Genomic DNA, 22,513 nt, shown 5'->3' on the forward strand with positions numbered 1-22,513 from the left:
GCGGCTCGGCCAGACGACGACGGTGGCGGCGGCCAGCAGGTCGGGCACGTCGTCACGGTTGCCCAGCAGCGTCACGGGCAGCCGCTCGGCGTCGATCCTGTCCTGCAACGCCCCCCTCAACGGCCCCCCCCCCCCCCCCCCCACCCACCCCCCCCCCCCCCCCCCCCCCGCCCCCCCCCCCCCCCCCCCCCCCCCCCCCCCCGCCCCCCCCCGCGCGGCGCCCCCGGGCGCCCCCCCCGGCCGGGGGCCCCCCCCCCCCCCGCCCCCCCCCCCCCCCCCCCCCGGCCCCCCGGCGGGGGCCCCCCGCCCCCCGCCGTATCGTCCCGGCCGACGCCACGACGGAGCGCCGCCACCGCCGCCCCACCCCCCTCACGTCCGACGCCGACGGCCGCCTGACCCCCATGGACCCGGCGCGCCTGGACCGGTTCGCACCGCTGGACCCGGCCGCCGTGCGGCAGAGGGTCCCGCTGGAGACGGTCGCGGCCCGGCTGGCGCTGCCATGCGGCACCTTCACGATCCCGGAGGCGACGAGCGCGTTCGACGCGTTCGGCCCGCGACCGATGTCGGCCGCCGGCGCGCGCTCGTCCACCCACACGTCCGAACCGGTCCGGCGCCACGATCCCCAGCCGGTGGCGTACACGCCGCACCAGGCAGAGGGGTCGGGCCGGGCAGAGGGGTCGCGCCGGGCGGAGGGCCCGGCGTCGCGGTACGCGCCCACGGAGCCGTGGCCTGCCGTCGAGGCGCTGCCGCAGGAGGTCGCGCACCTGGTGCGGGACGCTCAGAGCCTGCTGCGGGACGCCCAGGGCCTGCCGCCCCGCGAGCAGGAGCCCTGGGACGCCTTCGGCCGCCGGTCCTCCGCCACCGCGCACGCCGGGAACGCCCCGCACGGGAACGCCCCACACGCCGCAGCCGGACTCGCCCCGCACGCCGCGTACGCCGATCAGGGACGGTTCTCGCGGCAGGACGGCTCCTCCGGCGGCTACCGGGGTCGCCGGCGCCGGAGCGGGCACCCGGTCGAGGAGCCCGTCGCGTTCTCGCCCGACGCGGCCCCGCGCGGTCGCCGGCACCGTGGTACGGCCCAGCACCGCCCCGAGCAGCCGCACCACATGGACGCCCGCCGGATCGACCCCTACTGGGCCCAGCCCACGTCCCACCGAGGCGACGGGCACGCAGCCGACACCCATCGGGCCGGCGGGCACGCAGCCGACGCCCAGCGGGCCGGCGGGCGCTGGGACGTCCGCCAGTTGGAGCCCCGCTGGTCCGACCAGTTCCCCCAGGACACGCCGCTCCGGGGCCGTCGCCACCGCTCCCCCGTCCACACCGCCGCGGACGGCTCCCCCGAACCGCGCCGCGCCCCGGCCCTGGCCGCCCCCACCCACGCCACCCCGGCGACCACCGGCCCCGGGACCACCGGCTACGCGCAACCCGCCGCGTCGCCCGCCACGCCGAGGACACCGGCCATGTCCCCGCCCGTCTCCCCCACCCCGGAACGGTCCTCCACGGGAACCCGCGAGGGCCGCCGCACCGGAACCCGGAGGGGCCGCCACCGCGCCTGACCCGGCCGGCGTGACAACGAGACGCACACCGTCAGCCGGACCAGGACCAGGACCAGGACCCGGCCCTCACCCCACCCTCGTCTCCCGGGCGCCGGGCGTCACCCCGTACCGGGACGCGAACGACTCCAGGCTCGACACCGCGTCCCTGCTCCGGGTCCACGGGCGGACGATGAGCCGGTCCACCCCCAGCGCGGCCCAGGACGGCACCTCGTCCGGCGATCCCAGCTCGTACGCGTGGACCGTGACCGATCTCGTCCCGCCGAGCGCGGCGAGGCGGTCGAGCTGCGGCCGGATCGACTCCAGCGTGTGCGGCATGCTGATCCACCCGTCGCACAGCCGCGCGGCCCGGCGCAGCGCGGCGGGCGACTCGCCGCCGCACAGGATCGGCAGCCGGTGCTGTACGGGCTTCGGCTCGAACGCCACCTCGGGAAAACTGTAGAACCTCCCGGAGTGCGCCACCACGGGCTCGCTCCAGAGCCGTCGCGTCACCTCGACCGCCTCGTCCAGCCGGGCGCCCCGGTCCGCGAACGGCACCCCGGCCGCGTCCCATTCGCCCCGATACCACCCTGCCCCGACCCCGCAGATCGCCCGGCCCGAGGACACCACGTCGAGCGTGGCGAAGGCGCGCGCCGACACGAACGGGTGCCGCAGCGCGAGCAGGTGCACGGCCGTGCCGAGCCGGACGCGGGTGGTGAGCGCGGCCAGCCAGCACAGGTACGCCGGGGCGTCGAACAGCGGCGTGGACGGCTTGATGCCCGGCTCCGTGGTGCCCGGGTACGCGGCCGACGACAGGTCGGTGGTGAACACCAGGTGCTCGGGCAGCCACACCGACTCGAACCCGAGCCGGTCGGCCGCCACCGCGACGTCCTTCCACGCGGCCGGGTGCACGAGGCCCAGGGGCACGCCGTACTTCACGGGTACCGCCGGGTGACGCCGCCGGTCAGGCTCTCGCGGATCCTGGCCCGATGCTCGGCCGCGCCGCCGTACGCGGCCGACAGTGACCAGGCGCGGGCCAGCCAGAACCGCAGGTCCAGCTCCTCGGTGTACCCGACGGCGCCGTGCGTCTGGAGGGCGGCGCGGGCGGCGAGGTCGGCGGCCTCACCGGCGGCGGCCTTGGCGGCGCTCACGTCCCGCTCCACATCTCCTCCGGGCTGAGCGTCCACCGACAGGGCGGCCCGGTGGACCAGCGGCGCGGCGAACGCGATCCCGACCGCCACGTCGGCGAGCCGGTGCTTGACCGCCTGGAACGACCCGATGGGCGCGCCGAACTGCCGCCGCGCCCCCGCGTAGGCGACGGAGACGTCCAGCAGCCGCCGGGCGACCCCGATGAGCTGGGCGGCGGTCGCCACCGTGGCCGCTCGCAGCGCCGGCGCGAACGGCCGTTCCACCGGCGTGGACTCCGTGAACGACACCTCGGACAGGCGGCGGCACGGGTCGGGGCCCGGCACCGGCCGCAGCCGCGCCGACTCCCGCGCCACCAGTCTCGGCACGACGGCCCCGGTCCCCGCGCCGGGCGAGGTCCCGGCGACCACGATGAGGTCGGCGAGGTCCGCGTCCGGCGCGCCGACACCGCCGGGCGGCACGACGCTCACGCGCACCGCGCCGGAGGCGAGCTTGGGCACCCCGGGCAGCAGGTACGGCGCCACGACGGCCGTCTCGACGACGGGCCCCGGCAGGCAGGCCCGGCCGGTCTCCTCCAGCGCGGGCAGCGCGTCCACGAGGCGCAGGCCCAGCCCGTCGGCCTCGGGCGGGAGGAGCAGCCCGAAGAAGCCCACGGCGGCGAGCCGGTCCCAGGCGGGCAGGCGTTCGGTGCGCAGCGCGGAGGCGGGACAGTGCTCGGCCAGCACGTCCCGGACGGTCTCGGCCAGGGCGAGCTGGTCGGGGGTGAAGGCGAAGTTCATCGGGGCAGCCCCAGGACGCGCTCGGCGATGATCGTGCGCTGGATCTCGTTGGTGCCCGCGTAGATGGGCCCCGCCAGCGCGAACAGGAACCCGTCCAGCCACGGCGTCCGCCCCGCCCCCTCCCCCAGCAGCTCCATGGCCAGGCCGTGCATCCGCAGGTCCAGCTCGGACCAGAAGACCTTGCCCATGCTGGACGCGGAGCCGATCTCCTCCCCGGCCATGATCCGGCGCGCGGTCTGGAAGGTGTGCAGCCGGTACGCCTCGGCGTCGGTCCAGCACCGGGCGGCCCGGTCGGCGAGCGCCGGGTCGGCGTCGCGGGCCAGCTCCACGAGCCGGTCGGCGGTGGCCAGGAACCGGCCGGGGCTGCGCAGGGCGAGGCCGCGTTCGGAGGAGGTGGTGGCCATGGCGATGCGCCAGCCCTCGCCGGGCTGTCCGATCACCATCGAGTCGGGCACGTACACGCCGTCGAAGTACAGCTCCGCGAACCCCGGCAGCCCGTCGAGCTGCGCGACGGGCCGCACCGTGACGTCGTCCAGCGGGAACATGACGTAGGTCAGCCCCTTGTGCCGCGCCCCGGAGCTGCGGAACAGGCCGAACCCGTGGGAGGCGTGGGCGGCCCGGGAGCTCCACGTCTTCTGCCCGTACAGCCGCCAGCCGCCGCCGGCCCGCTCGGCCCGGGAGGTGAGCGCGGCCAGGTCGCTGCCGGCCTCGGGCTCGGACCACGCCTGCGCCCACACCTGGTCGGCGCGGGCCATGCCGGGCAGCCAGGCGCGCCGCTGCTCCTCGGTGCCGTACGTCATCAGGGTGGGGGCGAGCAGGAAGATCCCGTTCTGGCTGACCCTGCCGGGCGCGCCGGCGGCCCAGTACTCCTCCTCGAAGATCAGCCATTCGATGAGCGAGGCGCCGCGCCCGCCGTACCGCTCGGGCCAGGAGACGGCGGACAGGCGGGCGGCGGCGAGCAGCGCCTCCCAGGCGCGGTGCGCCTCGAAGCCCTCGGGGGTGTCCATCGACGGCAGCGGGCCGGGCACGTGCGCGGCCAGCCAGTCGCGGACCTCGGCGCGGAAGTCCTGCTCGGCCCGGGAGAAGTCGAGATCCACGACACCAACCTAGCGCACGCTTGGCCAACTGGCCAGGCCGGGCGGGCGGCGGAAGGCCCGCCCGAGGGCCGCCAGCCGCGCCGCCGCGACCGCGCGTCCCAGCTCGGTGTCCGGCAGCAGCACGTCGAACCCGTGGAACGCGCCCGGGTACAGGTGGAACTCCGTCGAGACGCCCGCCTCGGCGAGCCGCCGCGCGTAGTCGAGCGCCTCGTCCCGGAAGATCTCCAACTCGGTCACGTCGACGAACGCCGGAGGCAGCCCGGACAGGTCCGTCGCCCTCGCGGGCGCCGCGTACGGGGAGACGTCGCCGCCGCCCGCGCGGTCGCCGAGCAGGGCCCGCCAGCCGAAGGCGTTGGCCGCCCCGTTCCACAGCAGCGCGTCGGCCAGGCGGCGGCTGGACGCGGTGACGCCGCGGTCGTCGAGCATCGGACAGGCCAGGAGCTGGAACGCCAGGGCCGGTCCGCCCCGGTCACGGGCGAGCAGGGCGATGGCCGCGGCCAGGCCGCCGCCCGCGCTCATGCCGGCCACGGCCAGCCGGGCCGGGTCCGCGCCCAGCGCCGCGGCGTTCGCGGCGGTCCACACGAGACCCGCGTAGCAGTCCTCGACGGGCGCGGGGTGCGGGTGCTCGGGCGCGAGCCGGTAGTCGGCGGAGACGACGACGCAGCCGAGCCGTTCGGCGTACCCGGCGAGCAGGCCGTCGTCCATCTCCGGCCGGCCGAGGACCATGCCGCCGCCGTGGGTCCAGTACAGGCAGGGCCGCCCGGCCGGCCCCGCGGGCTCGCCGGCCGGCAGGTAGAGCCGCAGGCGGACGTCCGGCGCCCCCTCCGGGCCGGGCACGCGCCGGTCCTCGACCGTCACCCCGGGGCCCGGCGGCGGCACGAGGGCCAGCAGGGCGTCGATCTCGGCCCGCTGCCGCGCGACGGCCTCCGGGGTGAGCGTCGCCGCTTCGAGCAGGGTCAGCGGCGCCCGCTCCAGGGCCGCGCGGAGCTCCGGGTCGAGGTTGGGGTGCAGTGTCATGACCCGTCTCTTTCCGCGGGCGGGCCGCCCTACCTCCGGTGCTACCGCTGACCGAGCAGCTCGACGACGCGCTCGGCGAGGGGTCCCGCGCTGGCGGGGTTCTGGCCGGTGGCGAGGCGGCCGTCGACGACCACCTGGGCCTGCCAGTCCGGCGCGCCCTCGTGCCGGGCGCCCCGCTCCTCCAGCGCGTCGGCCAGCAGGAACGGCACGACGCCGTCCACGCCCGCGGCCTTCTCCTCGCTGTTGGTGAACCCGGCGACCCTCTTGCCGTCCACCAGGTACGACCCGTCGGAGAGTGTGAGGTTCACCAGGGCGGACGGGCCGTGGCAGACGGCGGCCACCACGCCGCCGTGCTCGTAGACCTCCCGGCCGACGCGGGCGACGTCGGGGTCGTTCGGGAAGTCCCACATGGTGCCGTGTCCGCCGGCGTAGAGCACGGCGTCGTACGCGGAGCCGTCCACGTCGGCCAGCCTGGCCGTGTCGCGGGCCGCCTCCGTCGCGAGGAACGCGTTCTGGACCTCGTCGGACGGGTCGTGACCGTCCTGGGGCGGCTCGCCGCCGCGCACGCTGGCCACGTCCACCTCGAACCCGGCCGTGCGGAACACCTCCCACGGGTGGGCCGCCTCGGAGACGTAGTAACCGGTCCTGCGCACGCCGCCGAGGTCGTCATGGCTGGTCAGTGCGATGAGAATGCGCTTGGTCATGCCTCCAGGATGTCCGTCCCGGTCATCAGTCACAAATAGCGCAAGGCACGCCTAGCCATCAGAATACTGATATGTCGGTATCACTGGATCTGCTCAGGACGTTCCTTGCGGTGCACCGCACGGGGTCGATCACGGCGGCGGCGCAGACGCTCGGGCTGTCGCAGCCCGCGGTCACCGCGCAGGTCAGGAGCCTGGAGGCGGCGCTGGACCGGCCGCTGTTCGACCGGCTGCCCCGCGGCGTGGCGCCCACGGCCGCCGCGGACGAGCTGGCCCGCCGGGTGGCCCCGTCCCTGGACACGCTGGACGCCGTGGTGGGGTCGCGGCTGCCGGCCGAGCGGGCGGTGCACCTGGGCGGGCCGGCGGAGTTCCTGTCGGAGCAGGTGGTGCCGATGCTGGCGCCGCTGGTGCGCGACGGGCTCCGGGTGCGCTTCACGCTGGGCCTGGCCGACGACCTGCTCGCCGGGCTCGCCGCCGGGCGGCTCGATCTGGTGATCTCCACGATCCGGCCGCGCCACCGGGGCATCCAGGCCGAGCCGGTGTACGACGAGGAGTTCGTGCTGGTGGCGGCTCCGTCCGTGGCGGGTGAGTGACCGGCGGGGCTGCCGCTGATCGCGTACGCGGAGGACCTGCCGATCGTGCGGCGCTACTGGCGCACGGTCTTCGGCCGCCGCCCGTCGATGGCCGCGCGGGTGGTGATCCCCGACCTGCGCGCCGTCGTGGCGGCGGTGCTGGCGGGATGGGCTGGTCGGTACTGCCCTCGTACCTGTGCCGCGCGCACCTGGCGTCGGGCGCGCTGGTGACGCTGGCCGAGCCGGAGGTGCCGCCGATCAACACCGGCTATCTCGCGGTCCGCTCCGGCGGCCTGTCCGCCGAGCCGGTCGCCCGCGTCCACGCCCACCTGCTCGAGACGATCCGCGCGTCCCCGCCGTTCTGAGATACATGGCTCACCCCAGGTACGCCGCCCGCACCACCGGGTCGTCGCGGACCTCCACCGGGGCGCCCGTGGCGATGACCCGGCCGAGGTCCAGCACCACCAGCTGGTCGCAGACGTCCATGACGAAGCCCATGTCGTGCTCGACCAGCAGCACCGTCGTGTCCAGCGACCCGACGACCGCGCGCAGCCGGGCCGTCTGCTCCGCGTCGAGGCCGGAGGTGGGCTCGTCGAGCAGCATCAGCCTCGGGCGGTCGGCCAGGGCGCGGGCCAGCTCCACCAGCCGCCGCTGCCCCACCGGCAGCGCCGCCGCGTACGCGTCGCGCAGCGCCGTGAGGCCGCACAGCTCCAGCACCTCGTCCACGCGCCGCCCGCGCTCGCGCTCCAGCCGCCCGCGCGCGGGCCGGCCGACCAGGTCGGCGGCCAGGCCGCCGCCCCCGCCGTGCCAGTCGAGCGCCGCCAGCACGTTGCCGGCCACGGTGAGCCGCCCGAACACCTGGGTGCGCTGGAATGTGCGCCGCAGCCCGCGCCGGGCCCGCCGGACCGCGGACACCCGGGTCAGGTCCTCCCCCGCCACGCTCACCCGGCCCGCGCTCGGCCGGCGCAGCCCCGACACCACGTCGAACAGCGTCGTCTTGCCCGCGCCGTTCGGCCCGATGACCCCGCACACCTGCCCCTCCGGCACCTCGAACGAGACCCCGTCCAGCGCCCTGACCCCGCCGAAGGACACGGACACGTCCGTCACCCGGAGCATCAGGACACCCCCAGGTAGGCGGCGGTCAGGCGGTCGGCGTCCACCTCGGAGCGCGGCCCCGTCCAGGTGATCCGGCCGAGCCGCATGAACGCCACCCGGTCGGCCACGGCCAGCGCCTCGGTCGCCTTCTCCTCCACCAGCAGCAGCGCCACCCCGCGCTCCCGCAACTCGGCGAACACCTCGAACACCTGCCGGACGACGAGCGGCGCGAGCCCCAGCGACGGCTCGTCGGCGACGAGCACGCGCGGCGGCCTGACGAGGGCCGGCGCCAGGGTGAGGAGCTGCTGCTCGCCGCCGGACAGCGCCCCCGCCAGGACGGTACGGCGGGCGGCGAGCTGCGGCATCCGCTCGTAGGCGGGCGCGGGGTCGTCGAGCCAGGTACGCAGGTTCTCCTCCACGGTGAGGCCGGGGAAGACGCCCCGGCCCTCGGGCGCCAGCAGCACCCCGGCGCGGGCCCTGCGGTGGGCGGGCCAGAGCGTGACGTCCATGCCGTCGAGCAGCACCCGGCCGGCGGCCACGGGCAGGTCCCCGGCGGCCACGGCGCAGGCGGTGGACTTGCCGGCGCCGTTCGCGCCGAGCAGCGCGACGACCTCGCCGGGCCGTACGGACAGCTCGACGCCGCGCAGCACCGTGCAGTCCGCGTATCCGGCCACCACGCCCTCCAGCCGGAACAACGCCGGCGCGCCGTCCGCGACCTGATCGGCGGGCTCGCGGACCGCCCCCACGACGGGCTCACGCCGGACCGGGTCCCGGCTCTCCGGGTCACGGCTCTGCGGGTCCCGGCTGCGCGTGCGGCGGGACCGGGACTCGGCGAGCTGCGCCAGCACCCCGTCCGGGTGCTGGGCCAGGATCACGCCGCCCGCGCCGAACAGGACGGCTCCCACGTGCGCCGACACGCCCCAGCCGGCGAGCAGCTCGGGCACGGCGGCGGCGACCAGCCCGCCGAGCACGGCCCCGCCCACGCGCCGCACCCCCTGGAGCACCACCACGGCCAGCCACACGAACCCGGAGAAGGCCGGCAGGTCGGTCGCCGTGATCGACTCCTTGGACACGGCGAACAGCACGCCGCCCAGCCCCGCGACGCCCGACGCCAGCACGAACAGCGTGATCTTGGCGCGGGGCGCGGACAGGCCCGAGGTGACGGCCGCCGCCGGGGCGGAGCGGACCGCGAGGACGGCCCGCCCTGAGGCCGACCGTTCGAGGTTGCGCACCAGCAGCCCGGCGAGCCCGACGAGCGCGAGCAGCAGCGCCACCCGCACCCGCGGGTCCGAGGTGTCGGCGAACCCGAGCCCGAGCGCGGGCAGCGGCCAGCCGATCGTGCCGTTGCTGAACGCGTCCACCTGGAACAGCACCTGGTCGGCGAGCAGCGCCAGGGCCAGCGTGGCCAGCGTCAGCACCCGGCCGCCGAGCCGCAGCGCGGGCAGGGCCACCAGCAGGCCGGCCGCGCAGGCGGCCAGCACCCCCAGCACGATCGCCACGAAGAACGGCAGCCCCGACGCGTACGCCCAGCCGCAGGTCAGGGCGGCCATCGCGGCGAAGGACGCCTGGGCCAGGTTGACCATGCCGCCGATCCCGGTGACCACCACGAACGAGCAGAAGATCAGCGCCAGCACCAGCCCGTTGGCCGCGACGCCCACGTAGTACTCGGGCCCGGCCACGGTGAAGGCCAGCAGCGCCACGAGCGCCAGCGCCCACGGCAGGCGCCGCCGCCACGGCGGCACCCCGGTCAGATGGTCCGGCGGCGGCGTGTCCTCGGCCGAGCTGCCCGCCACCCGCTCCCGCGAGCGGTTCAGCAGCACGAGCCCGGCGAACAGCAGGATGACGGGCACCGCGGTCCGCAGCCCGGTGATCTCCTCCAGGAAGTCGGTGTACCCGGCGACCAGGTTCTGCACGACGCCCAGCCCGAGCCCGGCGGCGAACGTCCACGGCACCGACCGCAGCCGCCCGAACACCGCCGCCGTCGCCGAGGCGAACAGCAGGACCGTGTACGCGGTGGCGTCGAGGCCGATGACCGGCACGGCCAGCACCCCGGCGAGCCCCGCGAGGCCGGAGCCGAGCATCCACGCCAGGGCGGAGGTGGCGTCCACGTCCACGCCGCGCAGCGTGGCGAGCCGCCGCCGGTCCACGGAGGCGCGCATGCGCAGACCGTACGGAGTGTGGCGCAGGAACGCCCACAGGCCCGCGGCGGTGACGGCCGAGAGCGCGAAGGTGATGAGCTGGTCGGTGTCGAGGCGGACGCCGAGCACGTCGAGGGTGACGGCCGGGTGCGGGCCGACGCCGCGCGGCAGCGCGGTGGCGTCGGCCGGCGGCAGCCCGAGCAGGTCCACGGCGAGCAGCCCGAGGGCGGGCAGCGCGATCGTCAGCCCGATGGTGCCGACGATCTGCGCGGTCTCCCCGGCGCGGGCCAGCCCGCGGAACATGGCCCGGTGCAGCGCGTAGCCGAGCGCGGGCGCGAAGGCGCCGACGGCCAGCAGCGCCGACAGCCACGCGGGCAGCCCGGCGCGGTCGCACTGGTAGAACAGCAGGGCGGTCACGAAGCCGACGGCGCCGTGGGCGAAGTTGAACACGCCGGTGGCCGCGTACGACAGGGTGAGCCCCGCCCCCATGACGGCGAAGACGGCGCCGGTGACGAGCCCGCTGAGGATGTAGCCGGCGATCATTTCAGCGGCACGTTGTCGAAGCACTTCAGGCTCTTGGCGACCTTGAAGGCGCCGCCCTCCAGCCTGACCAGGGCCCCGCAGCCGTTGGGCTCGGTGTGGTCCGCGGGGAAGCGGACGCGGCCGAAGCCGGCGTTCTCGTAGGTGTAGTCGCCGTTGGCGGTGGCCAGGAACTTCTGGCGGGTGAGGTCCTTGCCGGTCTTGGCGAGCATGTCGAGGAAGATGTCGGCCGCCCAGTAGCCGATCGCCAGGTGCTGGGTGAGCGTGGCGCCGGGCGCGACCTTCTCGACGTCGGCCCTCAACGTGGCGATCTCGGGGGCGGTCGACTCGAACGGCTCGAACATCGGCGCCGCGACGACGCCCTCCAGGGCCTGCGCGCCGGCCGGGTCCTTGAGCACGGCGGCGTCGTAGCTGGTGGCGTCGGTGATCACGCCCCGGTAGCCGGCCCGTTTGAGCGCGGAGTAGAGGCCGACGTTGAACTTCGTGCCGGCGATGACCGACACCACGACGTCGGGCGCCTTGCCGCCGTCCGAGGTCATGATCTTGTTGACGTACGGGAGCCAGTCGGGGGGCGGCGCGGCGGCGGGCAGGCCGGAGTTCAGGCCGGCGAGCTCGAACCCGGCCGCGGTGAACGACTGGGAGATCGTCGTCCCGCCGTACTTGCTGCCGCTGGAGTCGGTGGTCTGGACGTAGACGCTCCTGCCCTGGGCGCCGCCGAGCAGGTCGGCCAGCTGCCGGCCCCACCAGGTCTGCGAGCCGGCCCCCTTCTTGGGCGCGAGGCAGCCGTTGTAGCCGAAGCCGGTGGTGGTGCCGCACCACTGCGGGCCGGTCGCCCAGCCGAACCACGGCACGCCCTGCTGCTCCAGGAACGCCGCGCCGCCGAAGTTGGGCGCGTGCACGGGCACCAGGGCGAACACCTCGTCGCGCTGCACGAGCTTCCTGGCCGCCGCGTCGCCTTTCGCGGCGTCCTGGCCGTCGTCCTCGGCGCCGACGAACTCGATCTTCCGCCCGTGGACGCCGCCCTCGGCGTTGGCCCGCGCGAACCTGGCCCTGGCGCCGATCTCGGCGTCCTTGGTGGAGTAGCCGCTGGCACTGGTCTTGGTCAGCACGCCGCCGACCTTGACGGTGGTGGCGGTTACGCCGGGGGCCGCGCCGCCGCCGGCTCCGGGCGTCTTCCGCTCGGCGGCGCAGCCGGCCAGCGGCAGCGTCACGGCCAGCGCGACCGCCAGGCCCGCCGCGCCCCGCCGCACCTCGTGATGTCGTCGCGCCATCGCCTCACCTCTTGGGTACGGCGTGCGCCGCGGCCCCCGTCTTGGCCTAGCGCTCGCTTGGTTTTGGTCAGCGTAAATTTGCCCGGAAAAGGTGTCAACGGCCCAGGGATTTGCCGAGCAATCGCTTGCTCACAATGGATGCGCCGGGCTAGCGTGAGCGCATGCTCATGCGCGCCGCCGTGCTGACCGCCTTCCACGAGCCGATGGAGATCCGCGAGGTGGAGATCGCCGATCCGGGACCCGGCGAGGTCCGGGTCCAGATCAAGGCGTCAGGGGTGTGCGGCTCCGACCTCAAGGCGATCGACGGCAAGAGCCCGGTCGTCGCACGGCTGCCGTACATCCTCGGGCACGAGAGCGCGGGCGTCGTCGAGAGCGTCGGGGCCGGCGTGACCGGCGTCCAGCCGGGCGACCACGTCATCGTCTCGATGAGCGGCCCGTGCGGCAAGTGCCGCCACTGCGGCGCCGGCCGCTTCCACCTGTGCTCGGGCCCGGCCAGGACGCGGGCCATCATGGGCGGCGAGCCGCGCGTCACGCTGGACGGCGCGGAGACCCGCCGCTTCATCGGCATCGGCTCGTTCGCCGAGTACACGGTGGTCAACGAGCCCATGTGCGTGCGGATCGCCCCGGACGCGCCGTTCGACGCCATGTCCCTGCTGGCCTGCGGCGTCGTCACGGGCGTCGGCGCCGTGCTGAACGTGGCGCGGGTCGCCCCGGGCTCCAGCGTCCTCGTGGTGGGCTGCGGCGGCGTCGGCCTGAACGTCATCCAGGGCGCGGTCCTCGCCGGCGCGACCACGATCATCGCGGCCGACGTGGCGGAGGGGAAGCTCAAGCTCGCCGAGCGTTTCGGCGCCACCCACACGCTCACGCCGGAGGACCTGCCCGCCCAGGTCGGCGAGGTGGTGCGGGGCGGCGTGGACTACGCCTTCGACGTGACGGGCGTGCCCGGCGTGCTCGCCCGCGCGTTCGCCGCCACGGCGCCGGGCGGCGCCACGGTCATGGTCGGCAGCCCTCCGGCGGGCCGGCCGATGGAGGTGGACACCTCGCTGCTGTTCTCCTCGCGCCGCCTCATGGGCACCCAGGGCGGGGACGCCGCGCCGCACCGCGACCTGCCCATGCTGGCGGCCCAGTACCTCCGGGGCCGCCTGGACCTCAACGGCCTCATCACGGAGCGGCTGCCGTTGGAGCAGGTCAACGAGGCGGTCGCGCACGTCCGCCAGGGCACCGTGGCCCGTACGGTCATCGTCTTCTGATTGGCGATCTCCTCTGCTATTCTAACGATCCTTAGAAAAGCAGACCTTGAGGAGATGCTCATGTCGTACCCCCAGCCGCGTTACCTCGGCGAGAAGGGCGAGGTCAGCAGCCGGTTCCGGCCGGCCGGCGCGCCCGCCGACCTCGTGATGGGCCCCGAGACGGACGACCCCGCGCAGCGGCGCACGCACGTGCACCACCTGGGGACGGGCGCCACCACGGGCGGCGCGTTCGGGCTGTACCGGTGGGAGATGGGGCCGCGTCCCGGCGGCGCCGGCGCGCACTTCCACCGGACCATGACCGAGTCCTTCTACGTCCTGGACGGCACGGTGCGCCTGTTCAACGGCGACCGGTGGATCGACGGCAACCCGGGCGACTTCCTGTTCGTCCCGGAGGGCGGCATCCACGGCTTCCGCAACGAGTCGGGCGCCCCGGCGACCATGCTCATCCTGTTCACCCCCGGCGCCCCCAGGGAGGGGTACTTCGAGGAGCTGGCCGAGATCGCCACGACCGGCCGGCAGCCCACCGAGGAGGAGTGGACCGAGCTGTTCCTCCGCCACGACCAGTTCATGGTGTGATGGCCGGTTTCCCGGAAGAGCCGATCTACGAGCAGCTCGCCCGCATCGGCAAGGTGCTGTCCAGCCCGGTGCGGCTGCGGCTGCTCGACGTGCTCGACCAGCAGGAGCGCACGGTGGAGGAGCTCGCCGAGGAGGCGGGCATCGCGCTGAAGAACACCTCGGCGCAGCTCCAGCAGCTCCGCGCCGCCCACCTGGTCACCAGCCGGAAGGAGGGCACGAAGGTCTTCTACCGGCTGGCCGACGAGGGGGTGTCGCGCTTCCTCGGGGAGATGCAGGCGTTCGCGCACGGACGGCTGGCCGATCTGCGCGAGGCGGTGGCCCGCCACCTGGGCTCGCCCGAGGGTGTGACGGCCGCCGAGCTGGCCGCCCGGCTGGCGGACCCGGGAACGATCGTCGTGGACGTGCGCTCGGCGGCGTCCTACGCCACGGCCCACCTGCCGGGCGCGGTGTCGGTGCCGCTGGCCGAGCTGCGCGAGCGGCTTGAGGAGCTGTCGCGGGACGCGGAGATCGTCGCCTACTGCGGCGGCCCGTACTGTGTCGTGTCGCCGGAGGCGGTGCGGCTGCTGCGGGCGCACGGCTTCCGGGCGCTGTCGCTGGAGGGGGGCATCACGGGGTGGCGGCGGTCCGGCGGCGCCACCGTTGTGAGCTGAAAAATCACCTCAAATGGGTACATACCCGACGAACGTGGCATTCACCTAGACACTGAGCGTTGACCAGGGGTTCCGATCCGGGACAGTGAAGGGACCGAAGGCCATGGGCAGCAGTCTCCGTCTCACACTCCTCGGCGGCTTCCGGCTGCTCGCGGGCGACGACCAGATCAGCGTCTCCAGCGGGTCCGAACGCCTGCTCGCCTTCCTCGCCCTGGGCTGCCGGGTGGTCTCGCGCAGCCTGACGGCCGCCACCCTGTGGCCCGACGCGCCGGAGCACCGCGCGTACGCGAGCCTGCGCTCCGCGCTGGCCCGCCTGGACGGCGCCGGCCGCCGGATGTTGCACGTCGGCTCCACCGAGGTCGGCCTGGCGCCGGACACACGGGTCGACCTTCACGAGGCCAGGGCCCTGGCCGAGCGGATCCTCGGCCCGGACGTGCCGGCCGGCGGCGAGGACCTCGACCGCCACGCCATCGAGGTGCTGTCCCACGGCCTGCTGCCCGGCTGGTACGACGACTGGGTCCTGCGGGAGGCCGAGCAGTGGCACCAGCAGCGGCTCCACGCGCTGGAGGCGCTGTCGTCCCGGTTCGTCCGGGCCGGGAGGTTCGCCGACGCGGTGTCCGCGGCCAGCGTGGCCCTGCACGCCGAGCCGCTGCGGGAGAGCGCCTGCGCCGCCCTGGTCGAGGCCCACCTGGCCGAGGGCAACCAGGCCGAGGCGCTGCGCCAGTACCAGCTGTACGAGCGGGCGCTCCGCGGCGAGCTGGACCTGTCGCCGACGCCGCGGCTGCGCGACCTGGTGGCCGGTCTGCGCCCGGCGGACGAGGGTGGGCCGGGGCGCCGGTGATGCCGCCGTCACGCCGGCATCACGGGGCGGTCACTGGGTGCTGGCCATGCTGGCTGGTGAGCGCCGGAGCACCCGCAGGTGGTTGTCACCGCGGACCGGCGGGATCAAGGAGACAGGAATGCGTACCAGGCGAGTGATGATGCTGGCCGCGCCGGCACTCCTCGGCGCGCTCGCGTTCGGGCCGGCCGCGGCCTCTCCCGCGACCGCCTCCGCGGGCACCGCCAAGGCCGCGGTCGTCCAGGCGGGCATCACCGTGAACACCGTCGCCGTCGCGCCGCCCGGCAAGAAGCGCTACAACAAGGGCTACAGCAAGGGCTTCTCCGACGGCCGGTTCGACTGCAAGGGCGGCCAGCCGTTCGACCTGAACTTCACCGGGTCGGACCCGTTCAGCATGGGCTACCGCAACGGTTACATCAGCGGCTTCCACAGCTGCACGCCGCCGAAGAAGCCGTAACCGGCAACCTCTGACACCTTCCCCGGTGGGACGAAGGGCCCCGCACCGCCTGGGCGGAGCGGGGTCCTTCCCGCGCGGAGGCGGAAGCCTGGCTCAGCTGCGGACGCCCACGGGCTCGGGCAGGTCGTCGCGCTCCCCCTGACCGGCGTCGCCGCCGGGACGGACGTCGTGGTCGTCCTCCTCGTGCCCCTCGACCGACAGGTTCGGCAGGAGCCGGTCCAGCCAGCGCGGGCACCACCAGTTCGCCCGACCCAGCAGCACCATCGTGGCGGGCACCAGGAAGCCCCGGATGATCGTGGCGTCCACGGCGACGGCCGCCGCCAGTCCCACGCCGAACGTCTTCACCATCGGGTCCGGGTACGCGATGAACGCCACGAAGACGGACACCATGATGAGCGCCGCCGAGGTGATCACCCGGCCGGTGGAGCCGAGTCCCTCGGCGACCGCGCGGGAGTTGTCGCGGTGCCGCAGGTACGCCTGCCGTACGGCCGTCAGCAGGAACACCTCGTAGTCCATCGACAGCCCGAACAGCACCGCGAACAGCATGAGCGGCACGTAGCTCTCGATCGGCACCGTGAAGAAGAACGTCTGCAGCGACGAAGCCTCCAGCGGCGGGTCCATGCCGACGAGCCGGCTCCCCAGCCCGACGGAGAAGACCATCGCGAGCGCGCCGAACGCGGCGCCGAGCGAGATGAGGTTCATCACCGCGGCCTTCAGCGCGACCACGGGGGCGCGGAAGGCGAGCAGCAGGAGGAGGGCGCTGAGGAGCACGACCACGCCGATGACCAGCGGCGTCCGCTCGGCCATGCGGTCACCGGCGTCGGTCAGCGCGGCGACCTTGCCGCCGACGTGCAGGTGCGCGCCGGGCACGGTCAGGGCGCGGACGTCATGGACGACGTCGGCGGAGCGGGAGTCGCTGGGCGCGTAGTCGGGGATCGCCTGGATCATCACCGACCGGCCGGACGTCCCCACCTTGGCGGGGGCGACGTGCGCGACGCCGTCCACGTCCTCGATCGCGTCGGTGAGCCGCTCGACCACGGGCGCCTTGGCGTCGGCCACCTTCTCGTCGAGCCGGGCGACGACGAGCAGCGGCCCGTTGACACCCGGGCCGAAGCCCGAGGCCATGAGCTCGTACGCGCGCCGCGACTCGGAGCCCTGCACTCCGTACCCCTCGTCGAGCGGCCCCAGCTTGAGCGCCAGGGCGGGGGCGGTGAGGGCGGCCAGCACGACGACGCTGCCGATCAGCACCCGCCACGGGCGGCGGGCCACCCACGCCCCGAGCCCGGCCCAGCCGGACGACTCGCCGCGGCGGCGGCCGAGGAAGGGCAGCTTGAGCGCGTTGACGCGGTGACCGAGCAGCCCGAGCAGGGCGGGGACGAGCGTGACGGAGGTGAGCACGGCCGTGACGACCGAGATTCCGGTGATCCAGCCGAGCGTGCGCAGCAGCGGGAACCCGCCGAGGACCAGCGCGCTCAGCGCGACGATGACTGTGCCGCCCGCGAACACCACGGCGCCGCCCGAGCTCGCGACCGTGCGCCGGACCGACTCCTGGACGGGCACGCCGTCGGCCAGCAGCCTGCGGTGCCGCGACAACAGGAACAGCGCGTAGTCGATGCCCACGCCGAGCCCGATCATCGTGGCCATGATGCCCGCCTGCTTCGGCACGTCCACGACGTGACCGAGCAGGCCGATGATGCCCAGCCCGGCGGCCACGCTGACCAGCGCGGTGAAGATCGGCACCAGCGCCGCCGTCAGCGTGCCGAACGCGAGGACGAGCACCAGCAGCGCGCACGCCACGCCGATGATCTCGCTCGGCCCGGTCTTGATCTCCTTGTCGGCGGGGGTTGAGCTGTCGGCGGGGACGACCTCCAGCCCGGCGGCCCTGGCGGGCTCGGCCGCCCGCGACACGACCTGGGCCGCCTCGGCGGGCTTGGTGGTGTCGTGCCCCTCCAGGCGGACGGTGATGAGGCCGATCTGCAGGTTGGAGGCGATGCCGCCGCGGCGGTAGGGCGTGTCGACCTGCTTGACGTGCGGGACCGCGCGGATGGCGGCGATCGCCCGCTCGACGGCCTCCTTGCGGGGCTTGTCGATGAGCTGCCCTTTGGCCGAGTAGACGACGAGCTGCACCGTGCCGCCCGTGTCGTAGCCGGGGCCGAAGCCGGTGCGCAAGAGGTCGTGCGCGCGCTGCGCGTCCGTGCCGGGGATCGTCACGTCGTTGCTGACCGGACTGCCGAGCACGAGGCTGCCGCCCAGCAGGCCGGCCGCCGCGACCACCCATAACGCCAGTACCACCATCCCGTGCCGGGCGCACCAGCCGCCCAGCCGCCCCAAGAACCGCGTCATCGCAGGCCCCCTCCTCGACGGCCGTCCTGTACGGTCGTACAGGATCTACGATAGATCGGGATATACCCGAAGGCTGAGGCGAGTACGGAAATGAGACGATGACCACAGCCGACGACACCCGCAGCAGGATCCTCGCCGCCGCCCGCACGCTGTTCGCCGAGCGCGGCTACGCGGGGACCTCGCTCGCCGACATCGCGGCGGCCGTCGGGCTGACCAAGACCGCGGTCGCCTACCACTTCCACCCCAAGGACCGGCTGGCCGCCGAACTGCTCGCGCCCTGCGCCGACGACATGCTCACGCTGCTGGGCGCCGAGTTCTCCGGCCGGGAGGCGTTCCTGGAGGCGCTCGTCGGCTTCGTCGTGCGGCACCGGGCGGTGCTGCGCCTGATCATGGAGGACGTCGGCGGCGCCGACGACGCCCCGCCGGGGTCGCCGGGCGAGGCCATCAGGACGTTCCGGGACGAGCTGTTCGCCCGGCTGGTGGGGCCGGAGCCGGATGCCGGGTCCCGGCTGCGCGGCTGGGCCGTGCTGGGAGCGCTGCAGTGGGGCGTGGTGCACACGACGGACCTGCCGGAGGACCAGGTCCGCGCCGAGCTCCTCCGCGCCGCCCACGCGATCTGACGGAGCACCGTCCGACGGTACGGTCGGCTCGGAACCCGCCGGATGAACCCGTCCATCCGGCATCCACTACTGTCCATGTGGGCAACACGGGCATCGTGTCGCGCGCGTCCACGACATGACGGGGCTGGGGGCACATGGAGCACATCGACCATGCGGGCGACGATCGGGTACGGGCTTCCGACGACGAGCGCGAGCGTACGGCCGAGCGGGTGCGGGCGGCCGTCGCCGAGGGGCGCATCGACCTGGCCGAGCTGGACCAGCGGCTCACCGACGTCTACCGGGCGAAGACCCGCGCCGACCTGCGCCTCGTCGGCTCCGACCTCCCCGAATCCAGCGGTCAGGGCGACCTCGTGACCGGCCGGGAGCCTGCCTCCGGCTTCGCGATGGCCATGTTCGGCGGGTTCGCCCGCAAGGGCGCATGGGTCGTGCCGCCGGTGTTCACGTCCCTGTCGCTGTTCGGGGGCGGCCGGATCGACCTGCGCGAGGCGCGCTTCACCCGTCAGGAGACCCGGATTCGGGCCTTCGCCCTCTGGGGCGGCACCAAGATCCTCGTCCCTGACGACATCCACGTGGAGGTCAAGGGGCTGGGCCTGTTCGGTGTGTTCGGCAGGCGCGGCGGGGACGCCGGCGCGCCGGGCGCGCCCCGCGTCGTCGTCACCGGCCTCGCCCTGTTCGGCGCTGTCGTCACGCGGATCCGGTCGAGGAGGAGCCGGCCGCGACCGTGACGGGACGTGGCGTCCCCCAGGGCGCCCCCGCGGCACGGCTCCACCGCCGAGGACGTCACCCCACCTGACGTCACGTGGCCGGCCCGCTCCCTCGTCGGCCCTTCCCCAGCTTCTCCTCCATCCAGGCCACGCCGAAGCGCACCACGTCCCCGGCCTCGAACAAGTGACTCTCCGCCGCGCCCACCATGCCGCGCCGCACCATCCCCGCGGCGATCATCTCCGCCGCGATGACGGCGAACGGCCACTGGTCCTCGGGCACCACGCGGGAGTAGTCGAAGGCCCCGTCCTCCGAGTCGATGTCGCGGAAGCGACGCCAGACCCGCTCGCCGTCCACGAGGATCGGCTGCTCGTACTCCACGAACCGCTTGCCCGGCGCGTCCGCGAGCGCCTCGGCGTGATGCAGCAGCGTGAGGGTGTCCAGGGGAGCGCCCAGCAGCAGCACGCGGCCTCCGGCAGGCGTCCGTTGTCGTGGTCGGCCTCGCTCAGGTCGGGGTCGTACGGGGGATGACCCGCGCGCAGGGCGTCCTGCCATGCCCGGGGCCAGTCGGTGAAGTCGTACGGCGGGGCGTCGTTCCAGCCGCAGGTGACCATGAGGGTTCCGCGCTGCCCCACGACGTCGAGAAGGGCGTCGATGATCGTCTGCGGGCCGCCGGCCACGTACCCGAGGGCGGACATACGGGTGTGGAACATGACGACGTCCCCCTCGGCGAGGCCGAGAGCGGTGAGGTCGCGGGCGATCCGGTCGCGGGTCACCGGGCCGTCGGAGTGCTTGAGCAGAGCCGGCTCGTCCATGATCGGAAGATATCGGCGGCCCGCACGCCGAGGACAGTGAATTTCCGGCCGGCCACTCACGCGGCCAGGACCTTCGGAACCTGACAACGCCGCGAAGCGGACATCGGCATGAGACCAGGCCCAGAAGCGAACCTGGGAACGACGTCGGACCCGATTGCTGATCACGACCTTGGTATAGCGGTCCCTATCCTCGGCCCCGGACCGAAGGACCCGCCGTCATCTCACCGATTCTCCCCCATGCGAGAAACGGCCCTTCGCAGGCCGGCGATGATGTCTGCATTGAAATCATTCCATGACGGAACATTGCATATGAGACCCTCGGGGTCAATGCGGTCCAGTAACTGACGCCTGTGCTCGGAAAAACGTTGCTTGAATCTGTCCAGCCTCCTACCGGACAGACCGGACGCAAGGGCCAGCTTCTCGGCGAGCATGGCCTTCGGATCAGGAATTGACTCAACAGAGCTCGGCTTCGGCAGGTTGAGGTTCATGCGACCGTTTGGATTGCCTGCGACCTGCCGGATGTCACGCTCGTCCAACATGAGCCAAGCCTCGGTCATCCGAATAGGGATGGCGCCGGCGTAAGACACTCCAGGCATGACGCCTTCCACGGCCAGCCGAATCTCCCGCAGCCGGGCCTCCCGCCCATCTCTGTCCGCGTCACGATGCACTATCACCAGTTCGTACGGACCGCCGATCTCTTTGATCATCTCCAGCTTGGACGCTAACGTCTTCTGACGAGAGGGCGGAAGTCTTTCCATCAGTGGATCCGTGATCGCCACTCTGAAACCATTTTCGATGGCTATGCGTCGAACATGGGTCGCAATGCCACTGTCGCTGGTTCCTTCACCAAGGAACAGGACGCGCAGGTTCACGCGATCTCCAACGAGAGTTGAGCCCCGGGCGGCGTTGTCAAGTAGGGCAGGATGTCGGCCTTCGTGACAGCTCTGACCTTGGACTCCTTACTATCGCGCCAACTGCCCGCGAGCGGGCGCAGTTGCAGGGCGTGAGTCATTGTCCCATCAGGCGCCTGCCTGATGTCGGACTCCGCGAAGAGCAGATCCTGCGGATCCACGAGTTGGACGACCGCGGGCGAATGCGTGTTGACAATGACTTGACGGAACGGATTGTCAGGTCCTGGCGCCTCTTGCGCGTCGACAGCCAGGTCTTCGACCAACCGAACCATCGCGTCCAGGTTTGCGGGATGTATGCCGTTCTCGGGCTCCTCCATGCAGAGGAGACCCTCAACGGAGGGGTCTTCGAGAAGAACACATAGCGCAAGAAAGCGAAGCGTCCCCTCCGACAGACTCCTGGCGGGAAGCGCAAGACCTCCAGATTCGACAAGTTGTACGGTGAAAAGCTCGCGCACATCGTCCTGTTCGACCTGCAGGTCCCTCACGTCAACGCCAGACAGGTCGGCAAGCCGGCCGGCCACTCGCGCGTATATACGCTCCGGATCGCCGTCCTCGTAAGCTATGCGGAAGAGAGTTGCCGCCAGATGGCGTCCGGTCGGATCCATCTGTCGAGGATCGACATAACGATCCGCCGTTCGCAGAGCGGAGGGTTCCAGAGCCAGGCGACGCCATGACTGCATCTCTCGCCGCGCAGCGAGAACTGTTGGATCGTCGCTGCTCGTGACCGTACTTACGACTGTGGCAGGAGCCCGGGACGCAGCCGCTGGTTTTGGCTGCCCTCTGCTCCCCCCGTCTTGGTGAATACTGATGATCGGCTGGCCGTCGGCGTCTTGAGTTGTCGAGATGAAGGCTGTACCAGCACGACGCCCATGCAGTACCGCCTTTCGAAAATGACCAGCATTGTGTCTGAAGCGAAGCCTTTCGGGTGCGTCGCCAAGCTTGATATGCCGGAGCCTTTCCGCGAGCAAACCAAGCCGCCCGATCTTCTCGATACCGGTCGGTGGAATATATGCGAGCTCCAGTTCGTAGCGCAGAAAGGTGATCGCCGGCTTGGCCGGACGCCCAAAATCGTCCTCAACCTCACCCGGAACAATCATTTCTACGGCGAACCTCATCGTGTGATCGGCTCCGGAGTAACCGTTCCAGAACAGATCTCGGGGATCACCCAATCGCTCACCATGCACACCACGGACTTCTTGGGCCGCCTCGATCAGGGATTTATCAGCCAGCAGGCTAAGGAACTGGATCACGTCGAAGACATTCGATTTCCCGGTCCCGTTGACGCCTGCGATACACGTAAAGGGACCAAGATCGGCCTCGAAACCCAAGAGGTTCTTGAATCCGTGCACTTCCAGCCTTGTAAGCATCAGAGCCTTCCCACCCGTCCATGCTAGCGGTGGCCGCAAGGATACGCCTCGTGATCAGACCCGGCAGTACATCCGTGAGTTGACATGGAGGAGTGC

Annotated in this window: 21 protein-coding genes and 1 pseudogene; 10 read left to right on the forward strand and 12 right to left on the reverse strand. The window is 73.2% G+C overall.

The genetic code is table 11. The annotated features are described in order from the left end of the window. The first annotated feature begins 401 nt into the window (after positions 1–401). Positions 402–1,556, forward strand: coding sequence for a hypothetical protein (locus MTP10_RS38915; RefSeq protein ID WP_310716572.1), 1,155 nt, complete (start codon positions 402–404; stop codon positions 1,554–1,556). A 66-nt stretch (positions 1,557–1,622) separates the two neighbouring features. On the opposite strand, the gene MTP10_RS38920 is transcribed toward MTP10_RS38915, so the two are convergent. Genes MTP10_RS38920 through MTP10_RS38940 form a run of 5 tightly spaced genes read right to left on the reverse strand, consistent with a single transcriptional unit; the run spans position 1,623 to position 6,275 of the window. Continuing rightward, a complete protein-coding gene (locus tag MTP10_RS38920) occupies positions 1,623–2,459 on the reverse strand; it encodes a TIGR03619 family F420-dependent LLM class oxidoreductase (RefSeq protein ID WP_310716574.1) in 837 nt (278 codons plus the stop codon). A gap of 8 nt (positions 2,460–2,467) precedes the next feature. Continuing rightward, positions 2,468–3,457 (reverse strand): acyl-CoA dehydrogenase family protein, encoded by a 990-nt coding sequence (locus tag MTP10_RS38925; RefSeq protein WP_310716576.1) that lies wholly within the window; start codon positions 3,455–3,457, stop codon positions 2,468–2,470. After that, positions 3,454–4,554 (reverse strand): acyl-CoA dehydrogenase family protein, encoded by a 1,101-nt coding sequence (locus MTP10_RS38930; RefSeq protein WP_310716578.1) that lies wholly within the window; start codon positions 4,552–4,554, stop codon positions 3,454–3,456. Before MTP10_RS38930 ends, MTP10_RS38925 begins: the two co-directional genes overlap by 4 nt. Before the next feature lie 9 nt (positions 4,555–4,563). After that, positions 4,564–5,571, reverse strand: a complete 1,008-nt coding sequence (locus MTP10_RS38935) for an alpha/beta hydrolase (RefSeq protein WP_310716580.1) — start codon at positions 5,569–5,571, stop codon at positions 4,564–4,566. A 41-nt stretch (positions 5,572–5,612) separates the two neighbouring features. Next, positions 5,613–6,275 carry a type 1 glutamine amidotransferase domain-containing protein gene (locus MTP10_RS38940; protein WP_310716581.1) on the reverse strand — a complete coding sequence of 221 codons (663 nt, stop codon included), beginning with the start codon at positions 6,273–6,275 and terminating at the stop codon, positions 5,613–5,615. A gap of 71 nt (positions 6,276–6,346) precedes the next feature. Between MTP10_RS38940 and MTP10_RS38945 the strand changes: the two genes are divergently transcribed. Together MTP10_RS38945 and MTP10_RS38950 are read left to right on the forward strand one after the other, a co-directional pair. Next, positions 6,347–6,865, forward strand: a complete 519-nt coding sequence (locus tag MTP10_RS38945; protein ID WP_310716583.1) for a LysR family transcriptional regulator — start codon at positions 6,347–6,349, stop codon at positions 6,863–6,865. A 146-nt stretch (positions 6,866–7,011) separates the two neighbouring features. Then, positions 7,012–7,209: a hypothetical protein gene (locus MTP10_RS38950; RefSeq protein WP_310716585.1), complete on the forward strand. Its 198-nt coding sequence runs from the start codon at positions 7,012–7,014 to the stop codon at positions 7,207–7,209. Between the two features lie 10 nt (positions 7,210–7,219). On the opposite strand, the gene MTP10_RS38955 is transcribed toward MTP10_RS38950, so the two are convergent. Genes MTP10_RS38955 through MTP10_RS38965 form a run of 3 tightly spaced genes read right to left on the reverse strand, consistent with a single transcriptional unit; the run spans position 7,220 to position 11,888 of the window. Further along, on the reverse strand, positions 7,220–7,960 hold the full coding sequence (locus MTP10_RS38955; protein WP_310716586.1) for an ATP-binding cassette domain-containing protein: 741 nt from the start codon (positions 7,958–7,960) through the stop codon (positions 7,220–7,222). Beyond that, positions 7,960–10,620, reverse strand: coding sequence for an ABC transporter permease subunit (locus MTP10_RS38960; RefSeq protein ID WP_310716587.1), 2,661 nt, complete (start codon positions 10,618–10,620; stop codon positions 7,960–7,962). Before MTP10_RS38960 ends, MTP10_RS38955 begins: the two co-directional genes overlap by 1 nt. Continuing rightward, positions 10,617–11,888 (reverse strand): ABC transporter substrate-binding protein, encoded by a 1,272-nt coding sequence (locus tag MTP10_RS38965; RefSeq protein ID WP_310716588.1) that lies wholly within the window; start codon positions 11,886–11,888, stop codon positions 10,617–10,619. Before MTP10_RS38965 ends, MTP10_RS38960 begins: the two co-directional genes overlap by 4 nt. A 161-nt stretch (positions 11,889–12,049) precedes the next feature. On the opposite strand from MTP10_RS38965, the gene MTP10_RS38970 reads away from it, so the two are divergent. From MTP10_RS38970 to MTP10_RS38990, 5 genes are all read left to right on the forward strand, one after another. After that, positions 12,050–13,138 carry an alcohol dehydrogenase catalytic domain-containing protein gene (locus MTP10_RS38970; protein WP_310716589.1) on the forward strand — a complete coding sequence of 363 codons (1,089 nt, stop codon included), beginning with the start codon at positions 12,050–12,052 and terminating at the stop codon, positions 13,136–13,138. A gap of 60 nt (positions 13,139–13,198) precedes the next feature. Then, positions 13,199–13,714 carry a cupin domain-containing protein gene (locus MTP10_RS38975; protein ID WP_310716590.1) on the forward strand — a complete coding sequence of 172 codons (516 nt, stop codon included), beginning with the start codon at positions 13,199–13,201 and terminating at the stop codon, positions 13,712–13,714. Beyond that, the gene (locus tag MTP10_RS38980; RefSeq protein ID WP_310716591.1) at positions 13,714–14,364 is read left to right on the forward strand and encodes a metalloregulator ArsR/SmtB family transcription factor; all 651 of its coding nucleotides are present in this window, start codon (positions 13,714–13,716) and stop codon (positions 14,362–14,364) included. The genes MTP10_RS38975 and MTP10_RS38980 overlap by 1 nt, the downstream gene beginning before the upstream one ends. Positions 14,365–14,467: 103 nt before the next feature. Further along, positions 14,468–15,205, forward strand: coding sequence for a BTAD domain-containing putative transcriptional regulator (locus MTP10_RS38985; protein WP_310716592.1), 738 nt, complete (start codon positions 14,468–14,470; stop codon positions 15,203–15,205). Positions 15,206–15,323: 118 nt separating this feature from the next. After that, positions 15,324–15,659: a hypothetical protein gene (locus MTP10_RS38990; RefSeq protein ID WP_310716593.1), complete on the forward strand. Its 336-nt coding sequence runs from the start codon at positions 15,324–15,326 to the stop codon at positions 15,657–15,659. A gap of 93 nt (positions 15,660–15,752) precedes the next feature. On the opposite strand, the gene MTP10_RS38995 is transcribed toward MTP10_RS38990, so the two are convergent. Continuing rightward, a complete protein-coding gene (locus tag MTP10_RS38995; RefSeq protein ID WP_310716594.1) occupies positions 15,753–18,002 on the reverse strand; it encodes an MMPL family transporter in 2,250 nt (749 codons plus the stop codon). Between the two features lie 98 nt (positions 18,003–18,100). Here MTP10_RS38995 and MTP10_RS39000 point away from each other — a divergent pair, with 98 nt between their 5' ends. Together MTP10_RS39000 and MTP10_RS39005 are read left to right on the forward strand one after the other, a co-directional pair. Further along, the gene (locus MTP10_RS39000; RefSeq protein WP_310716595.1) at positions 18,101–18,622 is read left to right on the forward strand and encodes a TetR family transcriptional regulator; all 522 of its coding nucleotides are present in this window, start codon (positions 18,101–18,103) and stop codon (positions 18,620–18,622) included. Between the two features lie 134 nt (positions 18,623–18,756). After that, positions 18,757–19,347, forward strand: a complete 591-nt coding sequence (locus MTP10_RS39005; protein ID WP_310716596.1) for a DUF1707 domain-containing protein — start codon at positions 18,757–18,759, stop codon at positions 19,345–19,347. Positions 19,348–19,417: 70 nt separating this feature from the next. Here MTP10_RS39005 and MTP10_RS39010 read toward each other — a convergent pair. From MTP10_RS39010 to MTP10_RS39020, 3 genes and pseudogenes are all read right to left on the reverse strand, one after another. Next, positions 19,418–20,139, reverse strand: a pseudogene (locus MTP10_RS39010) (aminoglycoside N(3)-acetyltransferase). Positions 20,140–20,360: 221 nt separating this feature from the next. Then, positions 20,361–21,011, reverse strand: coding sequence for a hypothetical protein (locus MTP10_RS39015; protein ID WP_310716597.1), 651 nt, complete (start codon positions 21,009–21,011; stop codon positions 20,361–20,363). Next, positions 21,008–22,417 (reverse strand): AAA family ATPase, encoded by a 1,410-nt coding sequence (locus MTP10_RS39020; RefSeq protein WP_310716598.1) that lies wholly within the window; start codon positions 22,415–22,417, stop codon positions 21,008–21,010. Before MTP10_RS39020 ends, MTP10_RS39015 begins: the two co-directional genes overlap by 4 nt. Between the last annotated feature and the right edge of the window lie 96 nt (positions 22,418–22,513).

This window comes from Nonomuraea sp. 3-1Str (assembly GCF_031570565.1).
Lineage (GTDB): Bacteria > Actinomycetota > Actinomycetes > Streptosporangiales > Streptosporangiaceae > Nonomuraea.

What these genes read in the sequence shown, in the direction of transcription:
- MTP10_RS38970 (WP_310716589.1), top strand. Translation starts at nt 12,050, where the DNA reads ATGCTCATGCGCGCCGCCGTGCTGACCGCCTTCCACGAGCCGATGGAG.
- MTP10_RS38960 (WP_310716587.1), bottom strand. Translation starts at nt 10,620, where the DNA reads ATGATCGCCGGCTACATCCTCAGCGGGCTCGTCACCGGCGCCGTCTTC.
- MTP10_RS38975 (WP_310716590.1), top strand. Translation starts at nt 13,199, where the DNA reads ATGTCGTACCCCCAGCCGCGTTACCTCGGCGAGAAGGGCGAGGTCAGC.
- MTP10_RS38935 (WP_310716580.1), bottom strand. Translation starts at nt 5,571, where the DNA reads ATGACACTGCACCCCAACCTCGACCCGGAGCTCCGCGCGGCCCTGGAG.
- MTP10_RS39005 (WP_310716596.1), top strand. Translation starts at nt 18,757, where the DNA reads ATGGAGCACATCGACCATGCGGGCGACGATCGGGTACGGGCTTCCGAC.
- MTP10_RS38925 (WP_310716576.1), bottom strand. Translation starts at nt 3,457, where the DNA reads ATGAACTTCGCCTTCACCCCCGACCAGCTCGCCCTGGCCGAGACCGTC.
- MTP10_RS39020 (WP_310716598.1), bottom strand. Translation starts at nt 22,417, where the DNA reads ATGCTTACAAGGCTGGAAGTGCACGGATTCAAGAACCTCTTGGGTTTC.
- MTP10_RS38965 (WP_310716588.1), bottom strand. Translation starts at nt 11,888, where the DNA reads ATGGCGCGACGACATCACGAGGTGCGGCGGGGCGCGGCGGGCCTGGCG.
- MTP10_RS38980 (WP_310716591.1), top strand. Translation starts at nt 13,714, where the DNA reads ATGGCCGGTTTCCCGGAAGAGCCGATCTACGAGCAGCTCGCCCGCATC.
- MTP10_RS39000 (WP_310716595.1), top strand. Translation starts at nt 18,101, where the DNA reads ATGACCACAGCCGACGACACCCGCAGCAGGATCCTCGCCGCCGCCCGC.
- MTP10_RS38990 (WP_310716593.1), top strand. Translation starts at nt 15,324, where the DNA reads ATGCGTACCAGGCGAGTGATGATGCTGGCCGCGCCGGCACTCCTCGGC.
- MTP10_RS38940 (WP_310716581.1), bottom strand. Translation starts at nt 6,275, where the DNA reads ATGACCAAGCGCATTCTCATCGCACTGACCAGCCATGACGACCTCGGC.
- MTP10_RS38955 (WP_310716586.1), bottom strand. Translation starts at nt 7,960, where the DNA reads ATGCTCCGGGTGACGGACGTGTCCGTGTCCTTCGGCGGGGTCAGGGCG.
- MTP10_RS38945 (WP_310716583.1), top strand. Translation starts at nt 6,347, where the DNA reads ATGTCGGTATCACTGGATCTGCTCAGGACGTTCCTTGCGGTGCACCGC.
- MTP10_RS38995 (WP_310716594.1), bottom strand. Translation starts at nt 18,002, where the DNA reads ATGACGCGGTTCTTGGGGCGGCTGGGCGGCTGGTGCGCCCGGCACGGG.
- MTP10_RS38915 (WP_310716572.1), top strand. Translation starts at nt 402, where the DNA reads ATGGACCCGGCGCGCCTGGACCGGTTCGCACCGCTGGACCCGGCCGCC.
- MTP10_RS38950 (WP_310716585.1), top strand. Translation starts at nt 7,012, where the DNA reads ATGGGCTGGTCGGTACTGCCCTCGTACCTGTGCCGCGCGCACCTGGCG.
- MTP10_RS38985 (WP_310716592.1), top strand. Translation starts at nt 14,468, where the DNA reads ATGGGCAGCAGTCTCCGTCTCACACTCCTCGGCGGCTTCCGGCTGCTC.